Below are 17205 nucleotides of genomic sequence, written 5' to 3' on the forward strand. Positions count from 1 at the left end.
AGGCCGCATGAGCCTTCCGTTCCGCCAGGTCGACGTCTTCTCCGAGGTCCCGACGGGCGGTAACCCCGTCGCCGTCGTGCACGACGCCGACGGCCTCACCGACGACCAGATGGCGGCCTTCGCGCGGTGGACCAACCTCTCGGAGACCACGTTCCTCCTCGCGCCGACCGAGGCGGGGCGCGCCGGCGGCGCCGACTACCGCGTGCGGATCTGGACGCCGGGCGGCGAGCTGCCGTTCGCCGGCCACCCGACGCTCGGCACCGCCCACGCCTGGCTGGAGGCGGGCGGCGAGCCGGCTGGGCCGGGCGTGGTCCAGGAGTGCGGCGTGGGCCTGGTGCGGCTGCGGCGCGACGCCGTCGGCGAGGGCCACCGCCTGGCGTTCGCCGCCCCGCCGCTGCGGCGCTCGGGCTCGGTCGACGACGCCGACCTCGCGCAGATCGTGCGGGCGCTGCGCCTCGAGGCGTCCGACGTCGTCCGTTCGGCCTGGATCGACAACGGCCCCGGCTGGGTGGCCGTCCAGCTGCGCGACGCCGACGCCGTGCTCGCGCTGGACCCGGACCTGGTGGCGATCGGTGACCTGAAGCTCGGCGTCGTCGGCGAGCACGGGCCCGCCGGTGCCGGAGCAGCAGGACCGGGCGCCGACGTGCCGGCGGTCGAGGTGCGGGCGTTCGTGCCGTCCATCGGTGTGGGGGAGGACCCGGTGACCGGCAGCCTGAACGCCGGCCTCGGGCAGTGGCTCGCCGGGGACGTGCTGCCGTCGTCGTACGTCGCGTCCCAGGGCACCGTCCTGGGCCGCACGGGCCGGGTGCACGTCGAGAAGATGCCCGACGGCGAGGTGTGGGTCGGCGGCGACACCCGCACGACCGTCGTCGGCGCGGTGACCCTCTAGGAGGCGACCGTCTCAGGCGCCGGCTGGTCGGGGCGTCCGGGGAACGCCTTCCGTGCCACCAGCGCGAAGAGCCGCTCCAGCGGGCCCCGGCCGAGCAGCGCACGCCAGAGCGTCGCCGCGGCCAGGGTGATGAGCACCATCCAGCCGAGGGGCTCGTTGGTCGCGGGGTCGAGCAGGTCCCAGTGGGTGCGGGTCCACCACCAGATCGTGACGATCTGCACCGAGTAGACGGTGAGCGCCAGTGCGCCCACCGCGGCCAGCGGCGTGACGGCCACCAGCAGCACCCACCGCACGGCCCGCAGGAGCCGGCCGGCCCCGCCGCGGGCAGTCGACCCGTCGGTGACGACGGACCCGACGAGCAGGCACAGCCCGAGCACCCCGAGCGCGAACCCGCCCGACCCCAGGGCCTCGAACATCGTGTCGTCGTGCGGCCCCTCCAGGTACAGCCCCGCCGGCGACGGCCAGGGGTCCGACCAGGTGGGCGGCGGCACGATGTTCTCGGCGGTCGTCACCGCGACCTGCCCCTCGATGGCGGTCGTCCCACCGGCGTCGGCCACCAGGATCGCCGAGCCGATCGAGCTGACGGTGGCCAGCGTGAACCCGCCCGCGACCAGGCCGAGGTGGAGCACCGGCGACCGCAGGTCGCAGCGCCCCACCGCGAGACCCGCGAGCACGTACGCCATCCAGACCAGGGCCGGGTAGTGGCCGGTGAGCAGGAAGTCGGTGGCGGCGCCGGAACCGTCGTGCGGCGCGCGGAGCCCGGCCCGGACCAGGGCCTCCGGCCCGTAGTACACCAGGACCGGCCCGATCACCGCGATGACCAGCGCCGTCGCGGCGAGCCGGGCGGGCGGCAGCCGCAGGAACGGCAGCGCGAGCACGAAGTACGCGGCGTAGAAGCCGAGGATGAGCAGCACCCGTGTCCCGAACAGGTCGAGGACCGCGACCAGCGCCATCAGCAGGACCGCTCGGACCAGGATCCGGGACCGCGCGGTGCGCATCGCCGCCCCGGTGAACGGCACGGTCCCGCCGGTGACCAGCGCGAGCGAGAGCCCGGCGACCGTCGCGAACAGGATCGACGAGCGTCCGTTCGCCAGGCCCAGCCAGCCCTCGAACGTGCCGACGTCCGCCGAGGTGACGCCCACGTGCGCGGTGAACATCCCGAGCACGGCGATCCCCCGGGCGATGTCGGCCCCGACGACGCGGCCCGGACCGCCCGTCAGGTTGCGGCCGACCCGGCCGAGCACTCCGCGGACGGGGCCGCCATCGGTGACGCCGGAGAGCGCGACAGGTTGGTCGGACGGCTGGGCGAGCGTCGGCATGCGGGCATCCTTCCGCGTTGCCGACGCCGACGCGCGCGGGCCACGCCGTCGGCCGGTTCCCCGGCTGAAGCGCTGGACAAGTGTCCCGAGGGATGAGAACGCAGATGTGCCGCCCCGCACGGCGCACATACAGTGCGCCCATGACCGGCAGCGCCAACGAGCACGACACGGCCCGCAGCACCACGCCCACCGACCTGTCCCGGGAGACACCCAGGGGCACGGCGCGGGACCAGGCCCAGCCCGCAGGAACCGACCCCATCGACGCGGTCGACGCCCCGAGCAGCCTGTCGGGCCTGAACAACCCGGGTGCCGTGAAGGACCTGTCCAAGGAGTCCGAGTCGTACACGCACGGGCACCACGAGTCCGTGCTGCGCTCGCACCGGCGACGAACGGCGGCCAACTCCGCCGCCTTCCTGCTGCCGCACCTGCTCTCCGACATGACGCTGCTCGACGTCGGCTGCGGCCCCGGCACCGTCACCGTCGACCTGGCCGAGCGGCTCACGCAGGGCAGCGTCGTCGGCGTGGACGCGTCCGACGACGTGCTGGAGTCCGCCCGCGGGCTCGCGGACGCGCACGGCACCGAGAACATCAGCTTCGAGCACGCCAACGCCTACGAGCTGCCGTTCGAGGACGACTCGTTCGACGTCGTCTTCGCGCACCAGCTCCTGCAGCACCTGTCCGACCCGGTGGCCGCGCTGCGCGAGATGAAGCGCGTCGCCAAGCCCGGCGGGCTCGTCGCCGTCCGCGACGCCGACTACGAGGCCATGACCTGGTACCCGGAGTCCGCCGAGCTCACCGAGTGGAACATGCTCTACCACGAGGTCACGCACACCTACGGCTTCGAGCCCGACGCCGGCCGTCGGCTCGCCTCCTGGGTGCGCGATGCCGGGTTCGACCCCGCCACCATCGAGCCCGGCGCGAGTGTCTGGTGCTACGCGACCCCCGACGACCGCACCTGGTGGGGCGGCCTGTGGGCGGAGCGGTGCACCCAGTCCAACTTCGCGGTCCAGGCCAAGGACTCGGCGCTCGCGGACGACGTGGCCCTCGAGCAGCTCGCCCAGGGCTGGCGCGAGTGGGCGGCGGCCCCCGACGGCTGGTTCGCGGTCCTCAACGGCGAGGTCCTGGCCCGCGCCTGACCCCACCACGACGCCGGGGACGTAGATTGGGCTCGTGCGTATAGCGAGATTCACCACCGGAGACGACCCCCGCTTCGCCCTCGTGCAGCAGGAGGGTGACAAGACCTTCCTCGCCGTCCTGGGCGGAGACCCCCTGTACATGCCGGCGATGCCGACCGGCGAGCGCGTCGAGCTGGGTGACGGCGTCCGGCTGCTCGCCCCCGTGATCCCGCGCTCCAAGGTGGTGGCCGTGGGCAAGAACTACGTCGACCACGCCAAGGAGATGGGCGGCGAGGTCCCGTCCAGCCCGCTGCTGTTCTTCAAGCCGAACACCTCGGTGGTCGGTCCGGACGACCCGGTGGTGCTGCCGGACTTCACGCAGGAGGTCAGCTACGAGGCCGAGCTCGCCGTCGTGATCTCGAAGGTGTGCAAGGACGTCACGCCGGAGAACGCCCGGTCGTACATCCTCGGCTACACGGTCGCGAACGACGTGACGGCACGTGACGCCCAGCGCGTCGACGGGCAGTGGGCCCGCGCCAAGGGCTTCGACACCTCGTGCCCGCTGGGTCCCTGGATCGACACCGACCTGAACCCGGAGGACGTCGGCGTGCGCTCGCGCGTCAACGGCGAGCTGCGCCAGGACGGCCGCACCCGGGACATGGTGTTCGACGTGCCGTTCCTCGTCTCGTACATCTCGGAGGCCATGACCCTGCTGCCGGGCGACGTCATCCTCACCGGGACGCCCGCGGGCGTCGGCCGGATCGACCACGGCGACCGCGTCGAGTGCGAGGTCGAGGGTCTGGGCGTCCTGGCCAACCCGGTCATGCGGCGCCGCTGAGGTGACGTCGGACCACGTCGCGTCGCTGCACGACGACGCGTCCCGGGTGCTGCGCTCGTGGACCGGGCCGACGCCGGAGCAGGAGCGGCTCAGGGCGCGGTACGTGCGGCACCTCGCGGAGCACGACGACGGCGTGCTCCGCGGCTGCGTCCCCGACCACCTCACGGCGTCGACCCTCGTGCTGTCGCACGACGGCGCGCGGGTGCTGCTCACCCTGCACGCCAAGGCGAAGCGGTGGTTCCAGCTCGGCGGGCACCTGGAGGTGGGAGACGCCACGCTGGCCGGCGCCGCCGAGCGGGAGGCGCGTGAGGAGTCGGGGATCGCGAGGCTCGTGCTCGACCCGGTGCCGGTGCACCTGAACGAGCACGTGGTGCCGTTCTGCCGGCCGGGCACCGGGGACGCCGCATGCCCGGTGCACCACCTGGACGTGCGGTTCGTCGCCGTCGCGGCCCCGGGCGCCGAGACCGTGGTCTCGGCGGAGTCCCTGGACCTGCGCTGGTGGGACGTCGACGCGCTGCCGAACCCCGAGCTGACCGAGCCGGTAGGCCTCGCCCTGGCGTCCGGCCCGGGGCGCCGAGCACGGACCAGGGCCATCTGACCAGGGAATGTGCTGGTCATTGCCGCACGCACCGGTCACGATGTGCCCATGGAGACCCTGCGGCGCCTGCTCGCCCCGACCCTCGTGGCGTTCGCCGTCACCGTCGTGCTCACCCTCGTGTACGTGGGGGCGTTCGACGGAGGCATCGACAGCTGGGAGCTCGGCGCCGTCCTCCTGTTCCCGCTCGGGGTGGTGCTCGCCGTGCTCGTGGTGGTCCTCCTCGCCGTCGGCCTGCTCCGCCTGTTCGGTGTCCGGAGCCTGTGGGCGGCCCTCGGTCTGGCGTTCGTCGTGGTCGCCGCCGGCTGCCTGCTCTACTACGTCCTCGACACGGTCAGGGGGCAGTCGGGCGAACAGTGGAACCTGCTCTTCCTGGTGGTGACGGCGATCGCCACGATCCCCAGCTGGCTCGCCTACGCCGCCGGGCTCGCGCTCAGCGACTGGCGGAACCGGCGAGCACCGAACCCGCCTGAGCCCGCCGGGCCGGGTGCCCCGTAGCCGTCCGGGAAGGGCTGTGCAGGCCACGGTGCGGTGCAGCATGATCGGCGCATGATCATCCGATCCTCCACCGCGTCGGTACGGCCAGGCATGCTCGACGAGTTCCGCGCCTTCATCGAGAGCGGGACCAAGGAGTTCCGGACGCTCGACGGGTTCCTGGGAGACGAGATCGTCGTCGGACCGGACACCCTGACCTACGTGAGCCGATGGCGGGACGAGGCGGCGCTCGCGGCCTACGCCGGGCCGGGCTGGCGCACCGAGCCCGTGGTGCTCGAGGACGAGGATCGCTACCTGGTCGGGCCGCTCCGGGTGCGGCACGACGAGCTTCCAGGGCGCTGAGCAGCGGTATTCGTGGCATTTCCGGCGCGTGCCGGTCACCATGAGTCATGGTGACCATGCGGCGGTTCCTCGTCCTGACCCCGGTGGCGCTCGTCGTCGGCGCGGCGGCGTTCCTGGCCTCCTACGTCCTGGCCGGCAGCGGCGGCTTCGGGCTGCTGGAGACCGGCATCGCCCTCGTGGTGGCGCTCGTGGCGTCGGCCGCCGTCCTCGCGGTGGTCCTCGTCACCGTCGGCGCGCTGCGCCTGGCGGGTGTCCGGAGCGCCTGGGCCGCCCTCGGCCTGGCCTTCGCCCTGGTCGTCGTCGTCCTGGGCATCATCTACGCGGGCATCGCCGCGTCCATGCAGCCGGGTGACCCGGGGCTCAACATGTCCCTGCTCATGACGGCCGCCGGGGTGCAGGTCCCCACGTGGCTGACGTTCGCCGTCGGCCTGCTGATCGGTGACCGGCGGAACCGGGCCGCGCGGGACGGCGCCGTCAGTCCCACCGCCTAGGCTGGGTCCGTGACTTCAGCAACCGACACCTCGACCGACCCGGCGGCGAACGCGCCCGTCCGCGTCCGCTTCGCGCCGTCCCCGACCGGCATGTTCCACGTGGGTGGCGCCCGCTCCGCGCTGTTCAACTGGGCCGTGGCGAAGCAGCAGGGCGGCACGTTCGTGCTGCGCATCGAGGACACGGACGCCTCCCGGAACCAGCCCGAGTGGGTGGACGGGATCCTGTCGGCCATGGAGGCCCTCGGCATCCGCAAGGACGACCCGGCGTTCGAGGGGCCGTACTTCCAGTCCGAGAACGCGGGCATCCAGAAGGACGCCGCCCAGCGCCTCTTCGCCGAGGGCAAGGCGTACTACTGCGACTGCACCCGCGACGCGGTCATGGCGCGCACCGGCAACCAGCAGACCGGCTACGACGGCTTCTGCCGCGACCGCGGCCTGGAGTACGCCGAGGGTCGCGCGCTGCGCTTCCGCACGCCCGACGACGGCGAGACGCGGGTGGTCGACCTGATCCGCGGCAACCCCACGTTCCCGAACACGAACCTCGAGGACTTCGTCATCGCGCGCGGCAACGGCTCGCCGGTCTTCCTCCTGGCCAACGTCGTGGACGACATCGACGAGAACATCACCCTCGTCATGCGCGCCGAGGAGCACCTGCCCAACACGCCCAAGCAGCAGCTGCTGTGGGAGGCCCTCGGCCACACCCCGCCGCAGTGGGCGCACATGCCCGTCATCGTCAACGAGAAGCGCCAGAAGCTCTCCAAGCGCCGCGACAAGGTGGCGCTGGAGGACTACCTCGCCGAGGGCGTGCTGCCCGAGGCCATGGTCAACTACCTGATGCTGCTCGGCTGGGCCCCCGGCAACGACGAGGAGATCCTCCCGTTCGACGAGCTGGTGCGCCGCTTCCGGGTCGAGGACATCAACTCCTCGTCGGCGTTCTTCGACGTCAAGAAGCTCACCGCGTTCAACGGCGAGTACATCCGCGCCCTGAGCGTGCCCGAGTTCACCGAGGCGTGCGGCCCCTGGCTGCGCGCGCCCCGCGCCCCGTGGAGCGAGGAGCAGTTCGACAGCAAGGTGTTCGACGCCGTCGCGCCGCTCGCCCACTCCCGGGTGGCCCTGCTGTCCGAGATCACGAGCAACGTCGACTTCCTGTTCCTCGACGCCCCGATCATCGACGAGGACTCGTGGAACAAGGCGATGAAGGCCGGCGCCGCCGAGCTGCTCGCCGACGTCCGCGCCGCCCTCGCCGACGCGGCCTGGGAGGCCGAGGCGCTCAAGGACACCGTCACGACGGTGGGGGAGACGCACGGCATGAAGCTGGGCAAGGCGCAGGCCCCGGTCCGCGTGGCCGTGACCGGGCGCCGGATCGGCCTCCCGCTGTTCGAGTCGCTCGAGGTGCTCGGCCGCGAGCGGACGCTCGCCCGGGTCGACGCCGCGCTGGCCCGGCTGGCCGAGCGGGCGAGCGCCGCGACGGAGTAACGGGCGGGCCCCCGCGGGGCCAGCTGCCGGCCCGGGTTCTGTACGGTGGCGGGCGTGACCGACGCCATGCCGCCTGCCGCCGTACCGACCTCGACAGCGCCGACCCCGACAGGGACGGCCCCACCAGGGCTGACCTCGACGGGGACGACTCCCGCCCCGCGTGAGTACCCGCAGGCCCTGCGCGGTCCGAAGCACCGGTGGTGGCGCCCCCTGGTGGGACTGGGGGTGACCGTCGCCGGCCTCGCCGTGGTGACCGGGGCGCTGCTGCTGTCCGTGCTCGCCTTCGTCATCGCGGAGTCGATGGGCGCGGAGCTGCCGGACCCGGCGTCGGACGCCTTCCTCGTCTCGCCGGCGGGCATGCTCATCACCAACCTCGGGCTCGCTCTCGGCATCCCGCTCGCGCTGCTGGCGACCTGGGCGCAGGCCGGCCGCGCGGGCCTGGTGTCGTCGGTGCTGGGGCGCGTGCGCTGGCGCCTTCTGCTCGGCGGTCTGGGCGTCGCGCTGCTGCTCCTGGTGACGCTCAGCGTGGGCACGGACATCCTCCTGACGCAGCTCGGCTTCCCAGCCGGCGGCGAGGACGCGGGCACCGGTTCCAGCGCCGGTTCCAGCGCCGACGAGACCGGTCTGTGGCCGCTCACCCCGGCATCCGGCTGGATCGCGCTCTCGATCGTGATCCTGTTGACCACGCCGCTGCAGGCCGCGGGCGAGGAGTACTTCTTCCGCGGCTGGCTGTCGCAGTGGATCGGCAGCTGGTTGCGGTGGCGGTGGCTCGCCGTCGCCGTCCCCGCCGTCGTGACGGGACTCCTGTTCGCGCTGGCGCACGGCGCGCAGAGCCCGTGGCTGTTCGCCGACCGGCTGGTGTTCGGCCTGCTCGCCAGCCTGCTCGTCTGGCGTACCGGCGGGCTGGAGATCGCCGTCGCGATGCACGCGGCGAACAACCTGCTGGCGTTCGGCCTCGCCATCGCCTACGACGAGCTGGCGGAATCGCTCCTGATCACCGAGGTGCCACCCCTCGACGGAGCGGTGAGCATCGCCATCACGATCCTCACCGGAGCGGTGCTGCTGTGGTGGGCCCGGCGGCACGATCCGGACCTGGTGGTGACCGACCCCGTGCTGCCCGAGCCGATGCGGTCCGGGCCCGTAGCCCCCGCCGCCATGGCGCCTGCCTACGCGGCGCCCGGCCCTGTGGCGCCCGGTCCGGTTACGCCCAGCCCTGTAGCACCCCGTCAGAGTGCACCCGGGGCGGCGGAAGACGGCCCGGCGAACGGAGAGACCACATGACGACGGACGGCATCCTTTTCGACGTCGACGACACCCTCGTCGACACCAAGGGCGCCTTCGCGGCGGCGCTCGCGGCCGTGCGGGCCGAGTACCTGCCGCACGTCCCGCGCGAGCACGAGCCGGAGATCCTGTCGCACTGGCGCACGGACCCCGGCGGCTACTACAGCCGCTACACGCGCGGCGAGATGGACCACGTGACGCAGCGCCGGCTCCGGGCGGCGCTGCTGCACGAGACGTACGGCGGCGCGCCCGTCACGGAGTCGTCCTTCGTCGCCTGGGACGCGCTGTTCTGGGGCACCTTCGAGAAGTCGTGGACGGCGCACGACGACGCCCGGGCCGCCGTCGACGCCGTCGTCGCGGCGGGCCTCCGGGTGGGCGTGGTGACGAACGCGGCCACCCGGCTGCAGGAGCACAAGCTGCGGGTCGCCGGGCTGGCCGACCTGCCGGTGCTGGTCGGTGTCGACACGCTCGGCTTCGGCAAGCCCGACCCCCGGGTGTTCCTCGAGGGCGCCCGCCTGCTGGGCACCGACCCGACCCGCACGGCGTACGTGGGCGACGAGCCCACGGTGGACGCCCTGGCGGCCCACCAGGCGCGTCTGACGGGCGTCTGGCTGGACCGGGTGGGGCACCGGCGGGGTCCGGGCTACGCGGGCTCTCCTGCGCCCGACGGCGGCCTGCGTGACGTGCAGGACCCGGACACCCTGCGCGCGGCCGGCGTGCTGGTGATCACGACCCTGGCGGAGCTCCCTGCGGCCCTCGGCTACGGCGGGAGCCAGACGGGGTGACGAGCCTGCTGTCCCAGCGGATCCGGCGGGTTTTTCGGCCCCCTCACAGGCCTGGATTGCCGGGCGTGACCCACAGCACGCTCATTGCGTTTTGCCCACCGTCCGAGGTCAGGTAGTGTTCTCCAGCGGTAGGGCCCCCACGGAAAGCCTGGAGGAAACAGGTGTATCCGGGAGGCTGTTACCCCCATGGGGTATGGTGTAATTGGCAGCACGAGTGATTCTGGTTCACTTAGTCTAGGTTCGAGTCCTGGTACCCCAGCGCAGAGCGCAGCGCACACGTGGCCGATGCGAATCGGTCACATCGTGCGCTACGGTTCTCACCGGCAACCGGTCCTCAAACCGGTAGTTCAGGCCCCCATCGTCTAGCGGCCTAGGACGCCGCCCTCTCACGGCGGTAACGCGGGTTCAAATCCCGCTGGGGGTACGCAGATCCATCGGCTTCGGCCGACGGATCCGTTCTGGCCCCCATCGTCTAGCGGCCTAGGACGCCGCCCTCTCACGGCGGTAGCGCGGGTTCAAATCCCACTGGGGGTACAGCAGGAAGGCCCGGTCCACGCGGACCGGGCCTTTCGCCGTTGCTGGGGCAGGCTGCTGGGGCAGGCTCTGTGCCAGGTTCCGGCCGGCTCCGGGCCCGCCTCAGGCCCGCCTGAGGCTCAGGTTCAGCGGATCTTCGGGTCCTTGCCGCCCTCGATGAACGGCTCGGGCAGCACCTCGGACGGGCCCGGGATGGCGGTGGCCCCGCCGGGCACGTGCTCGCCGTGGTGGTGGCCGTCGCTCGTCCGTCCGGGGGAGGCGGCGCTGCCCGACGTCGCGGGCGCCGTCCCGCTACCCGTCGACGACCAGGTGGGTCCGGTGGGCTCCCCGCCCTCCCCGGCGTCGCTCTCGTCGGCGGTGCCGCCCGGCGCGCCGCCCCCACGGCCGGCCGGGAGCTCGATGCGCTGCGTCGGCGGGTTGCTGCGGCGCCCGATCCGGGGCATGAGCGCGGGCGGCGGCGGACCGGAGGACGAGTCCGCCGGCGGCATCGCCTGCGGCCGCATGTCCGGGTGAGCCTGGGCGGCGGCCTCGGCGTCGGCAGCGTCGGGGTGGAAGAGCGACGCGATGATGAGCCGGTACCGGGCATCGGGCCGAGGTATCCAGGTGACCCGGTCGAGGGCCTGGTCCTGGCCCGCGGTCTCGAAGACGAAGGTGCCGTAGCCGAGCAGCTGGCCCAGGGGGGTGCGCTCGTACCCGAGGTCGGTCACCTTCTCCGACGGCATCATCGCCACCCGGTGGACGAGGAAGCCGTCGAGCAGCAGCAGCCGGCGGTCGGTCATGACGAACCAGCGGGCCCGCCATTCCAGCCACTTGTAGAACAGGCGCGCGCCCAGGACGAGGAACGGCAGCCAGACCCAGCCCATGTCGTCCCGGACGTTCGGGTCCACGGCGACATTCAGGGCCAGGGCCAGCACGAACGCACCGGCCGTGGTGAGGATCGGCTCCCAGAGCAGTCCCCAGTGCCGGTGCGTGGCGACGATGATCTTCTCGTCCGCCAGGATGTACCGCTGCAGGGCGCGGTGAGGGACGATGAAGTCCGCTGGTGCGCTCATGCGGGTCTCCCCGGGGTGCGGTCGGTTGTGGTGCGGAGGCTCGGGCCGGGGGTTCCGCGGATCGATCCGACAGGTTCGATCCGGCGGCCCGGTCCGGTGGTCGAGTCTCGCCGCCGACCCTACGTGGTCAGCGGCCGATGGACCCGGTGAAGAGCTCCTCGAAGAACGTGCCGATGGCCGCGATGGCGCCCCAGATGACGTCCCAGAGGGCCAGCACGATGTCGGCGGAGCGCTCGGGGTCGTTGATCACCGAGTAGAGCAGGAAGATCACGACCAGCCAGATGATGACGAGCTTCACCTTCGGCGGCATCTGAATCCTCACGACGTTGGCGCGTGCGCCCCTGGTGTGCACACGTCTCGCAAGAGCCTACTGATATGACCGGGACCTGGGGAATCACCTGGCTCGGCGTGGCGAGCCAACACTCACGGAGCGCTCACCGGGCGCACACCTCGTGCGCACCCCGCGCGCCGTCCGGCCCGGGCCTGGCGGGGCTCGCCACCCGCCCGGCCCGGGCTCGGTACGGAGCCGGTCCGGCTACTCGCCGGACCGGTGCAGCACCTCGGTGAGCTTGTTCGCGGCGGCGACCACGGCCGCCGAGTGCAGCCGGCCGGGCTGCCGGGAGAGGCGCTCCACGGGTCCGGACACGCTGACGGCGGCCACGACGCGGCCCGACGGTCCGCGCACCGGCGCCGACACCGACGCCACACCGAGCTCGCGTTCCGAGACCGACTGGGCCCAGCCCCGGCGTCGGACGCCGGAGAGGATCGTGGCCGTGAAGGTCGCGTCGCGCAGGCCGCGGTGCAGCCGGTCCGGCTCCTCCCACGCGAGCAGGACGTGCGCCGCGGAGCCGGCGCTCATGCTGAGCGTGGCCCCCACGGGGATGGAGTCGCGCAGGCCGACCGGGCGCTCGGCGGCGGCGACGCACACGCGGTGATCGCCCTGCCTACGGTAAAGTTGGGCGCTTTCGCCCGTGTGGTCGCGCAACGCGATGAGCACGGGGTTCGCAGCCGCCAGGAGGCGGTCCTCACCGGCGGCCGTGGCCAGCTCGTTGAGGCGCGGACCCAGCACAAAACGGCCCTGCATGTCCCGGGCCACGAGGCGGTGGTGCTCGAGTGCAACGGCCAGGCGGTGCGCCGTCGGGCGAGCCAGACCGGTCGAGGAGACGAGCTGCGCCAGGGTGGCCGGTCCGGCCTCGAGTGCCCCGAGGACGGATGCCGCCTTGTCCAAGACGCCGACTCCGCTAGTATCGTCCATACCGCGATATTGCCGTCTCGGAACGTGAGATTGCAAGTCGAGGACCAAAGTAGTTTCTGACAGAGGTAGTTACAGGGAGGCGAACCGCAATGGCCGGCACGCTGGCGGAGAAGGTCTGGGAAGCACACCTCGTGCGTCGAGGCGAAGGCGGCTCGCCTGATCTTCTCTACATCGACCTGCACCTGGTGCACGAGGTCACGAGCCCGCAGGCGTTCGAGGGCCTGCGCCTCGCCGGACGGCAGGTGCGGCGCCCTGACCTCACCATCGCTACCGAGGACCACAACACCCCGACGCTCGACATCGACCGGCCCATCGCCGACGTGACGAGCCGTACACAGATAGAGACGCTGCGCGCCAACGCCAGGGAGTTCGGCGTCCGGCTGCACAGCCTCGGCGACGCGGACCAGGGCATCGTGCACCAGGTCGGCCCGCAGCTGGGGCTGACCATGCCCGGCCTCACCGTGGTGTGCGGCGACTCGCACACCTCGACGCACGGTGCGTTCGGCGCTCTCGCGTTCGGTATCGGCACGTCCGAGGTGGAGCACGTGCTCGCCACCCAGACGCTCCCGCTGGCGCCGTTCAAGACGATGGCGATCACGGTGAACGGGACGCTGCCTGCCGGCACGACCTCCAAGGACATCATCCTGGCGATCATCGCCAAGATCGGCACCGGCGGCGGGCAGGGCTACGTGCTCGAGTACCGCGGCGAGGCCATCCGGGCGCTGTCCATGGAAGCCCGCATGACCATCTGCAACATGTCGATCGAGGCGGGCGCCCGCGCGGGCATGATCGCGCCGGACGAGACCACCTTCGAGTACCTCAAGGGCCGTCCCCACGCGCCGGAGGGCGAGGACTGGGACGCCGCGATCGAGTACTGGAAGACCCTGCGCACCGACGACGACGCCGAGTTCGACGCCGAGGTGGTCCTCGAGGCCGCCGACCTGGAGCCCTTCGTCACCTGGGGCACCAACCCGGGCCAGGGTCTGCCGCTGTCGGCGTCCGTGCCCGTCCCGGCGGACATCGCCGACGAGGGCGACCGCGAGACCGCGGCGAAGGCCCTGGAGTACATGGGCCTGGTGCCCGGCACGCCGCTGCGCGACATCCCCGTGGACACGGTGTTCATCGGCTCCTGCACCAACGGGCGCATCGAGGATCTGCGGTCCGTCGCCAAGGTGATCAAGGGCCGCAAGAAGGCCGGCTCCGTGCGCGTCCTGGTGGTGCCGTCCTCGGCCCGGGTGCGGCTGCAGGCCGAGGCCGAGGGCCTCGACGTGATCTTCAAGGAGTTCGGCGCCGAGTGGCGCAACGCCGGGTGCTCCATGTGCCTGGGCATGAACCCGGACCAGCTCGCCCCGGGGGAGCGGTCGGCGTCGACGTCGAACCGCAACTTCGAGGGCCGGCAGGGCAAGGGCGGCCGGACCCACCTGGTCTCGCCGCTGGTCGCCGCCGCGACGGCGATCCGGGGCACCCTGTCGAGCGTCGCCGACCTCGACCTGCCGCACGAGATCGACATCACCACGTTCGACGGCACGCCGCTCGACGGTGTGGGCGCGTCCCCGCTGGGCGAGTCCGTCGTCGACCTGCCCATTCCCGTCGCGATCGGGTCCGCCCCGGGCGGGTCCGCCGGCCAGCCCGCGCTGCGCTGAGAGGAGCACAGACCATGGAGAAGATCCACACCCACACCGGTGTCGGCGTCCCGCTGCGGCGCAGCAACGTGGACACCGACCAGATCATCCCCGCCGTGTACCTCAAGCGGGTCACGCGCACCGGGTTCGAGGACGCGCTGTTCGCCGCCTGGCGGGGCGACCCGTCGTTCGTGCTGAACCAGGAGGCGTACTCCACCGGGTCCGTGCTCGTGGCCGGGCCGGACTTCGGCACCGGCTCCTCGCGAGAGCACGCCGTCTGGGCGCTCAAGGACTACGGCTTCCGGGTGGTGCTGTCCTCCCGGTTCGCGGACATCTTCCGCGGCAACTCGGGCAAGCAGGGCCTCGTCACCGGCATCGTCTCGCCCGAGGACATCGAGATCCTCTGGAAGATCCTCGAGACCAAGCCCGGTACCGAGGTCACGGTGGACCTGGAGGCGAAGACGGCGACCGCCGACGACGTCACCGTGCCGTTCCAGATCGACGACTACACGCGCTGGCGCCTCATGGAGGGGCTCGACGACATCGGGCTCACCCTGCAGCAGGAGGAGAAGATCACCGCGTTCGAGGAGACCCGGGCGTCGTGGCGCCCGAAGACCCTCCCGGCGCGGCACCTGCCGTCCGTGGAGATCGAGGCGGCCCGCCCGGTCTGACGCACTGCTCCCTGGCCCGTGGCGGTCGAGACGGTCGAGACGGTCGAGAGCCGTTCTCGACGGGCTCGACCGCCACGGGCTTTCAGGCTCCGGCCTGCCGCAGGAGAGGTGCGATGGCTTTCGCCAGATACGGGCTCAGCGTTCCCGCGAAGGGGCCGGTCTACCTCGTGGCGCCGTCCTGTCGTATGTGGCGAGCCATCGCGTCCGCCAGGTAGGGCGCAAGGGTGCCGGCAAAGGTGTCGGTCAGGTGGTCGTCGTCGCGGTAGACCGTGACGCCGCCGATCACCGGGAAGCACTCGCGCTCGTCGCAGTAGACGTCGGTGAGGTCGATCAGCGCGACATCCTGCCGGTTCAGGCGCTCGACTGCCTTCAGCTGCGGGTCAAAGGTGCGTGTCGCATCGGTCCGGGGCGTTCGGCAGTCTGCCGCGAGGTCCACGTCGGGCGCGGTCAGGCACTCGATCACCGCCGGGTCCGGCTCGGGGACGTCGGCGATCGCGGCGACCGGGAGGCCGTTGTCGGCGAGCCGTGCCCACAGCGAGACCAGGCCGTCCTCGGCGTAGGCCTCCGGCGTCGTGCCCTCTGCCACGCCGTCCGGGGGCGTCCAGTCGACGCCGCGCACCTGTGAGGTGACCGCGAGGTCGTAGTCCCCGTCGAGGAGCAGCTCCTCGGCCCGGTCGACCCACCCGGTGCACGCCGTGGTGAGCATCTGGTCCTGGACCCGCATGACGTCGGAGAAGGGACAGCCCGCCTTGATGTAGATGTCCACCGCCCAGCCGTTGGCCTCGGCGGCCTCGACGAAACCGCTCGAGTAGTGGGCGGCGTGCGAGTCCCCGACCAGAGCAATCCGGACGTCGCTGTCGCGATCGCCTCGTTCGCACGCCAGCGGTTCGGTGGCCTCACGGGCGATCCCGGCGCACTTGTCCTCGCCCGTCGAGTACGGCGCGGGCATGTCGTCGCCCGCCGCCTCTGGCGCGGGCACGGCCGTGCCCACCAGGTCCGGGTTGGTGCAGCCGGCGCCGTGCGGCGGGCGGGCGGCGGCACCGAAACACTCCGAGCCCGTCGCCTCGGCGGCGGCCGCGAGCTCGGTCTGCGCGTGCTCCCTGGCGGTCTGCACGCCGATGAGCGCCGCGCCGACGACGAGGGCGCCGACCACCGCGGCGCCGGTGAAGGTGGCCCAGGGCTTGAACCGGTGCCGGTGGCGCAGGACGGGTTGCTCGATCCAGTGGCGGGTAGCCCAGGCGAGCAGGATCGTGGCGGCGAGGATCGCGAGCTTGTCGAGCGTGCGCAGGTCGTGTCCGGTGGCGTAGGGGACCAGGACGATCAGGGGCCAGTGCCACAGGTAGACGGCGTAGGACACGTCGCCGAGGAACTGGACCGGTGCCAGGCCTGCCAGGCGGGTGGTGAACCGGTCGGGGGCCTGGGCCCAGATCACCAGGACGGTGCCGAGGACGGGTATGGCCGCGAAGGCACCGGGGAACGGTGTGGCGCTGGTGAACACGATCGCGGAGACCGCGATCAGTGCGAGACCGGCCCAGGCGACCATCCCGGCCGACAGGTCGAGCGACGTCTCCGCGGGTGTGCGTGCGGTGGGTCGCCGGCCCAGCGCCGGTGCGAAGGAGAGGAGGGCCCCTGCCCCGAACTCCCACGCCCTCGTGGGGGTGATGAAGTATGCATACGCCTGATCGGTCTCCGTCCAGACCACGGACGTGACCAGCGACGCGACGACGACCAGGGCGAGCACTCCTGCCGCCACGGGTCGCCACGACGCCTGGCGGCCTGCCCGACCTGCCCTGACCCGGCCGGGCGCGATGTGCCGGCCGTCGGCCTTGAGACGGGTCCATGGCGCCGAGCCGAGCCGCCCGACCAGGAGGGACAGCCCGATCAGGAGCGGCCAGACCAGGTAGAACTGCTCCTCGGCCGACAGCGACCAGTAGTGCTGGACCGGAGAGGCCACGTTCTCCGCAGCCAGGTAGTCCACCGCGTCACCGGCCAGGATCCAGTTCTGCGCATACAGCCCCGACGCCGCGATCTCCCGGAACCATTGCTCCCAGTGCTGCAGGGGGGCAAGGACCCACACACCCACCGCGGTCACCGCCAGTACCAGCAGCGAGGCCGGCAGCAACCGCAGCATCCGCCGCGCCCAGAAAGTGGTCACCGAGAACCGGCCCGCCTCCACGTCCCGCACGATGTGCGACGTGATCAGGAACCCCGAGATCACGAAGAACACGTCCACACCGACATACCCACCGGTCAACCGGTTCGGCCACAGGTGGAACAGCACGACCGCCAGCACGGCCACCGCCCGCAACGCCTGGATATCAGCCCGCAGGGCGGTCTTGCGGTCGTCCGTCACGTTGTCTCTCCGTCGGCGCCAGATGCCTCGCCGTCTGGTTCACGACCTGAATCACGGGTGACGCGCGAGGCCGAAGCGGAAAGCGAAAGCGG

At 72.2% G+C, this 17205-nt stretch carries 17 protein-coding genes and 3 tRNA genes; 15 read left to right on the forward strand and 5 right to left on the reverse strand.

Annotation, left to right across the window (positions count from 1 at the left end):
- Nucleotides 1-7: 7 nt before the first annotated feature.
- Nucleotides 8-889 carry a PhzF family phenazine biosynthesis protein gene (locus LUM46_RS05345; protein WP_274992749.1) on the forward strand — a complete coding sequence of 294 codons (882 nt, stop codon included), beginning with the start codon at nucleotides 8-10 and terminating at the stop codon, nucleotides 887-889.
- Here the strand turns inward: LUM46_RS05345 and LUM46_RS05350 are convergent.
- Nucleotides 886-2208, reverse strand: a complete 1323-nt coding sequence (locus LUM46_RS05350) for a heparan-alpha-glucosaminide N-acetyltransferase domain-containing protein (protein ID WP_274992750.1) — start codon at nucleotides 2206-2208, stop codon at nucleotides 886-888. The two genes, LUM46_RS05345 and LUM46_RS05350, sit on opposite strands and share 4 nt — an antisense overlap.
- Nucleotides 2209-2348: 140 nt before the next feature.
- Between LUM46_RS05350 and LUM46_RS05355 the strand changes: the two genes are divergently transcribed.
- The 12 genes from LUM46_RS05355 to LUM46_RS05410 all read left to right on the forward strand — a co-directional run bounded on the left by LUM46_RS05355 (nucleotide 2349) and on the right by LUM46_RS05410 (nucleotide 10160).
- Nucleotides 2349-3344: a class I SAM-dependent methyltransferase gene (locus tag LUM46_RS05355; protein ID WP_274992751.1), complete on the forward strand. Its 996-nt coding sequence runs from the start codon at nucleotides 2349-2351 to the stop codon at nucleotides 3342-3344.
- 34 nt (nucleotides 3345-3378) lie between these two features.
- Complete coding sequence (locus LUM46_RS05360; protein ID WP_274992752.1) at nucleotides 3379-4161, forward strand: fumarylacetoacetate hydrolase family protein; 783 nt, start codon at nucleotides 3379-3381, stop codon at nucleotides 4159-4161.
- Between the two features lies 1 nt (nucleotide 4162).
- Nucleotides 4163-4759: an NUDIX hydrolase gene (locus LUM46_RS05365; protein ID WP_274992753.1), complete on the forward strand. Its 597-nt coding sequence runs from the start codon at nucleotides 4163-4165 to the stop codon at nucleotides 4757-4759.
- A gap of 48 nt (nucleotides 4760-4807) precedes the next feature.
- Nucleotides 4808-5254, forward strand: coding sequence for a hypothetical protein (locus LUM46_RS05370; RefSeq protein WP_274992754.1), 447 nt, complete (start codon nucleotides 4808-4810; stop codon nucleotides 5252-5254).
- Nucleotides 5255-5305: 51 nt separating this feature from the next.
- Nucleotides 5306-5593 carry an antibiotic biosynthesis monooxygenase gene (locus LUM46_RS05375; RefSeq protein ID WP_274992755.1) on the forward strand — a complete coding sequence of 96 codons (288 nt, stop codon included), beginning with the start codon at nucleotides 5306-5308 and terminating at the stop codon, nucleotides 5591-5593.
- Between the two features lie 47 nt (nucleotides 5594-5640).
- The gene (locus LUM46_RS05380; protein ID WP_274992756.1) at nucleotides 5641-6084 is read left to right on the forward strand and encodes a hypothetical protein; all 444 of its coding nucleotides are present in this window, start codon (nucleotides 5641-5643) and stop codon (nucleotides 6082-6084) included.
- 9 nt (nucleotides 6085-6093) lie between these two features.
- Nucleotides 6094-7560, forward strand: a complete 1467-nt coding sequence (gene gltX / locus LUM46_RS05385; RefSeq protein WP_274992757.1) for a glutamate--tRNA ligase — start codon at nucleotides 6094-6096, stop codon at nucleotides 7558-7560.
- Nucleotides 7561-7614: 54 nt separating this feature from the next.
- Entirely contained in the window at nucleotides 7615-8841 is a 1227-nt protein-coding gene (locus LUM46_RS05390; RefSeq protein WP_274992758.1) for a CPBP family intramembrane glutamic endopeptidase, read from the forward strand.
- Complete coding sequence (locus tag LUM46_RS05395) at nucleotides 8838-9626, forward strand: HAD family hydrolase (RefSeq protein WP_274992759.1); 789 nt, start codon at nucleotides 8838-8840, stop codon at nucleotides 9624-9626. The genes LUM46_RS05390 and LUM46_RS05395 overlap by 4 nt, the downstream gene beginning before the upstream one ends.
- A 187-nt stretch (nucleotides 9627-9813) precedes the next feature.
- Nucleotides 9814-9885 (forward strand) — tRNA-Gln (locus LUM46_RS05400).
- A gap of 92 nt (nucleotides 9886-9977) precedes the next feature.
- Nucleotides 9978-10050 (forward strand) — tRNA-Glu (locus tag LUM46_RS05405).
- Nucleotides 10051-10087: 37 nt separating this feature from the next.
- Nucleotides 10088-10160, forward strand: a tRNA-Glu gene (locus tag LUM46_RS05410).
- A gap of 125 nt (nucleotides 10161-10285) precedes the next feature.
- Here the strand turns inward: LUM46_RS05410 and LUM46_RS05415 are convergent.
- The 3 genes from LUM46_RS05415 to LUM46_RS05425 form a co-directional block, all read right to left on the reverse strand.
- Nucleotides 10286-11212, reverse strand: coding sequence for a PH domain-containing protein (locus LUM46_RS05415; protein WP_274992760.1), 927 nt, complete (start codon nucleotides 11210-11212; stop codon nucleotides 10286-10288).
- Nucleotides 11213-11339: 127 nt separating this feature from the next.
- Nucleotides 11340-11522, reverse strand: coding sequence for a hypothetical protein (locus LUM46_RS05420; RefSeq protein ID WP_274992761.1), 183 nt, complete (start codon nucleotides 11520-11522; stop codon nucleotides 11340-11342).
- A gap of 225 nt (nucleotides 11523-11747) precedes the next feature.
- Nucleotides 11748-12467 carry an IclR family transcriptional regulator gene (locus tag LUM46_RS05425; protein ID WP_026365378.1) on the reverse strand — a complete coding sequence of 240 codons (720 nt, stop codon included), beginning with the start codon at nucleotides 12465-12467 and terminating at the stop codon, nucleotides 11748-11750.
- An 89-nt stretch (nucleotides 12468-12556) separates the two neighbouring features.
- Between LUM46_RS05425 and leuC the strand changes: the two genes are divergently transcribed.
- Nucleotides 12557-14110 carry a 3-isopropylmalate dehydratase large subunit gene (gene leuC / locus LUM46_RS05430; RefSeq protein ID WP_274992762.1) on the forward strand — a complete coding sequence of 518 codons (1554 nt, stop codon included), beginning with the start codon at nucleotides 12557-12559 and terminating at the stop codon, nucleotides 14108-14110.
- Between the two features lie 14 nt (nucleotides 14111-14124).
- Nucleotides 14125-14760: a 3-isopropylmalate dehydratase small subunit gene (gene leuD, locus LUM46_RS05435; protein WP_274992763.1), complete on the forward strand. Its 636-nt coding sequence runs from the start codon at nucleotides 14125-14127 to the stop codon at nucleotides 14758-14760.
- Between the two features lie 160 nt (nucleotides 14761-14920).
- On the opposite strand, the gene LUM46_RS05440 is transcribed toward leuD, so the two are convergent.
- Nucleotides 14921-17113, reverse strand: coding sequence for an acyltransferase family protein (locus tag LUM46_RS05440; RefSeq protein ID WP_274992764.1), 2193 nt, complete (start codon nucleotides 17111-17113; stop codon nucleotides 14921-14923).
- Between the last annotated feature and the right edge of the window lie 92 nt (nucleotides 17114-17205).

It is taken from the genome of Promicromonospora iranensis (assembly GCF_028994805.1).
Lineage (GTDB): Bacteria > Actinomycetota > Actinomycetes > Actinomycetales > Cellulomonadaceae > Promicromonospora > Promicromonospora iranensis.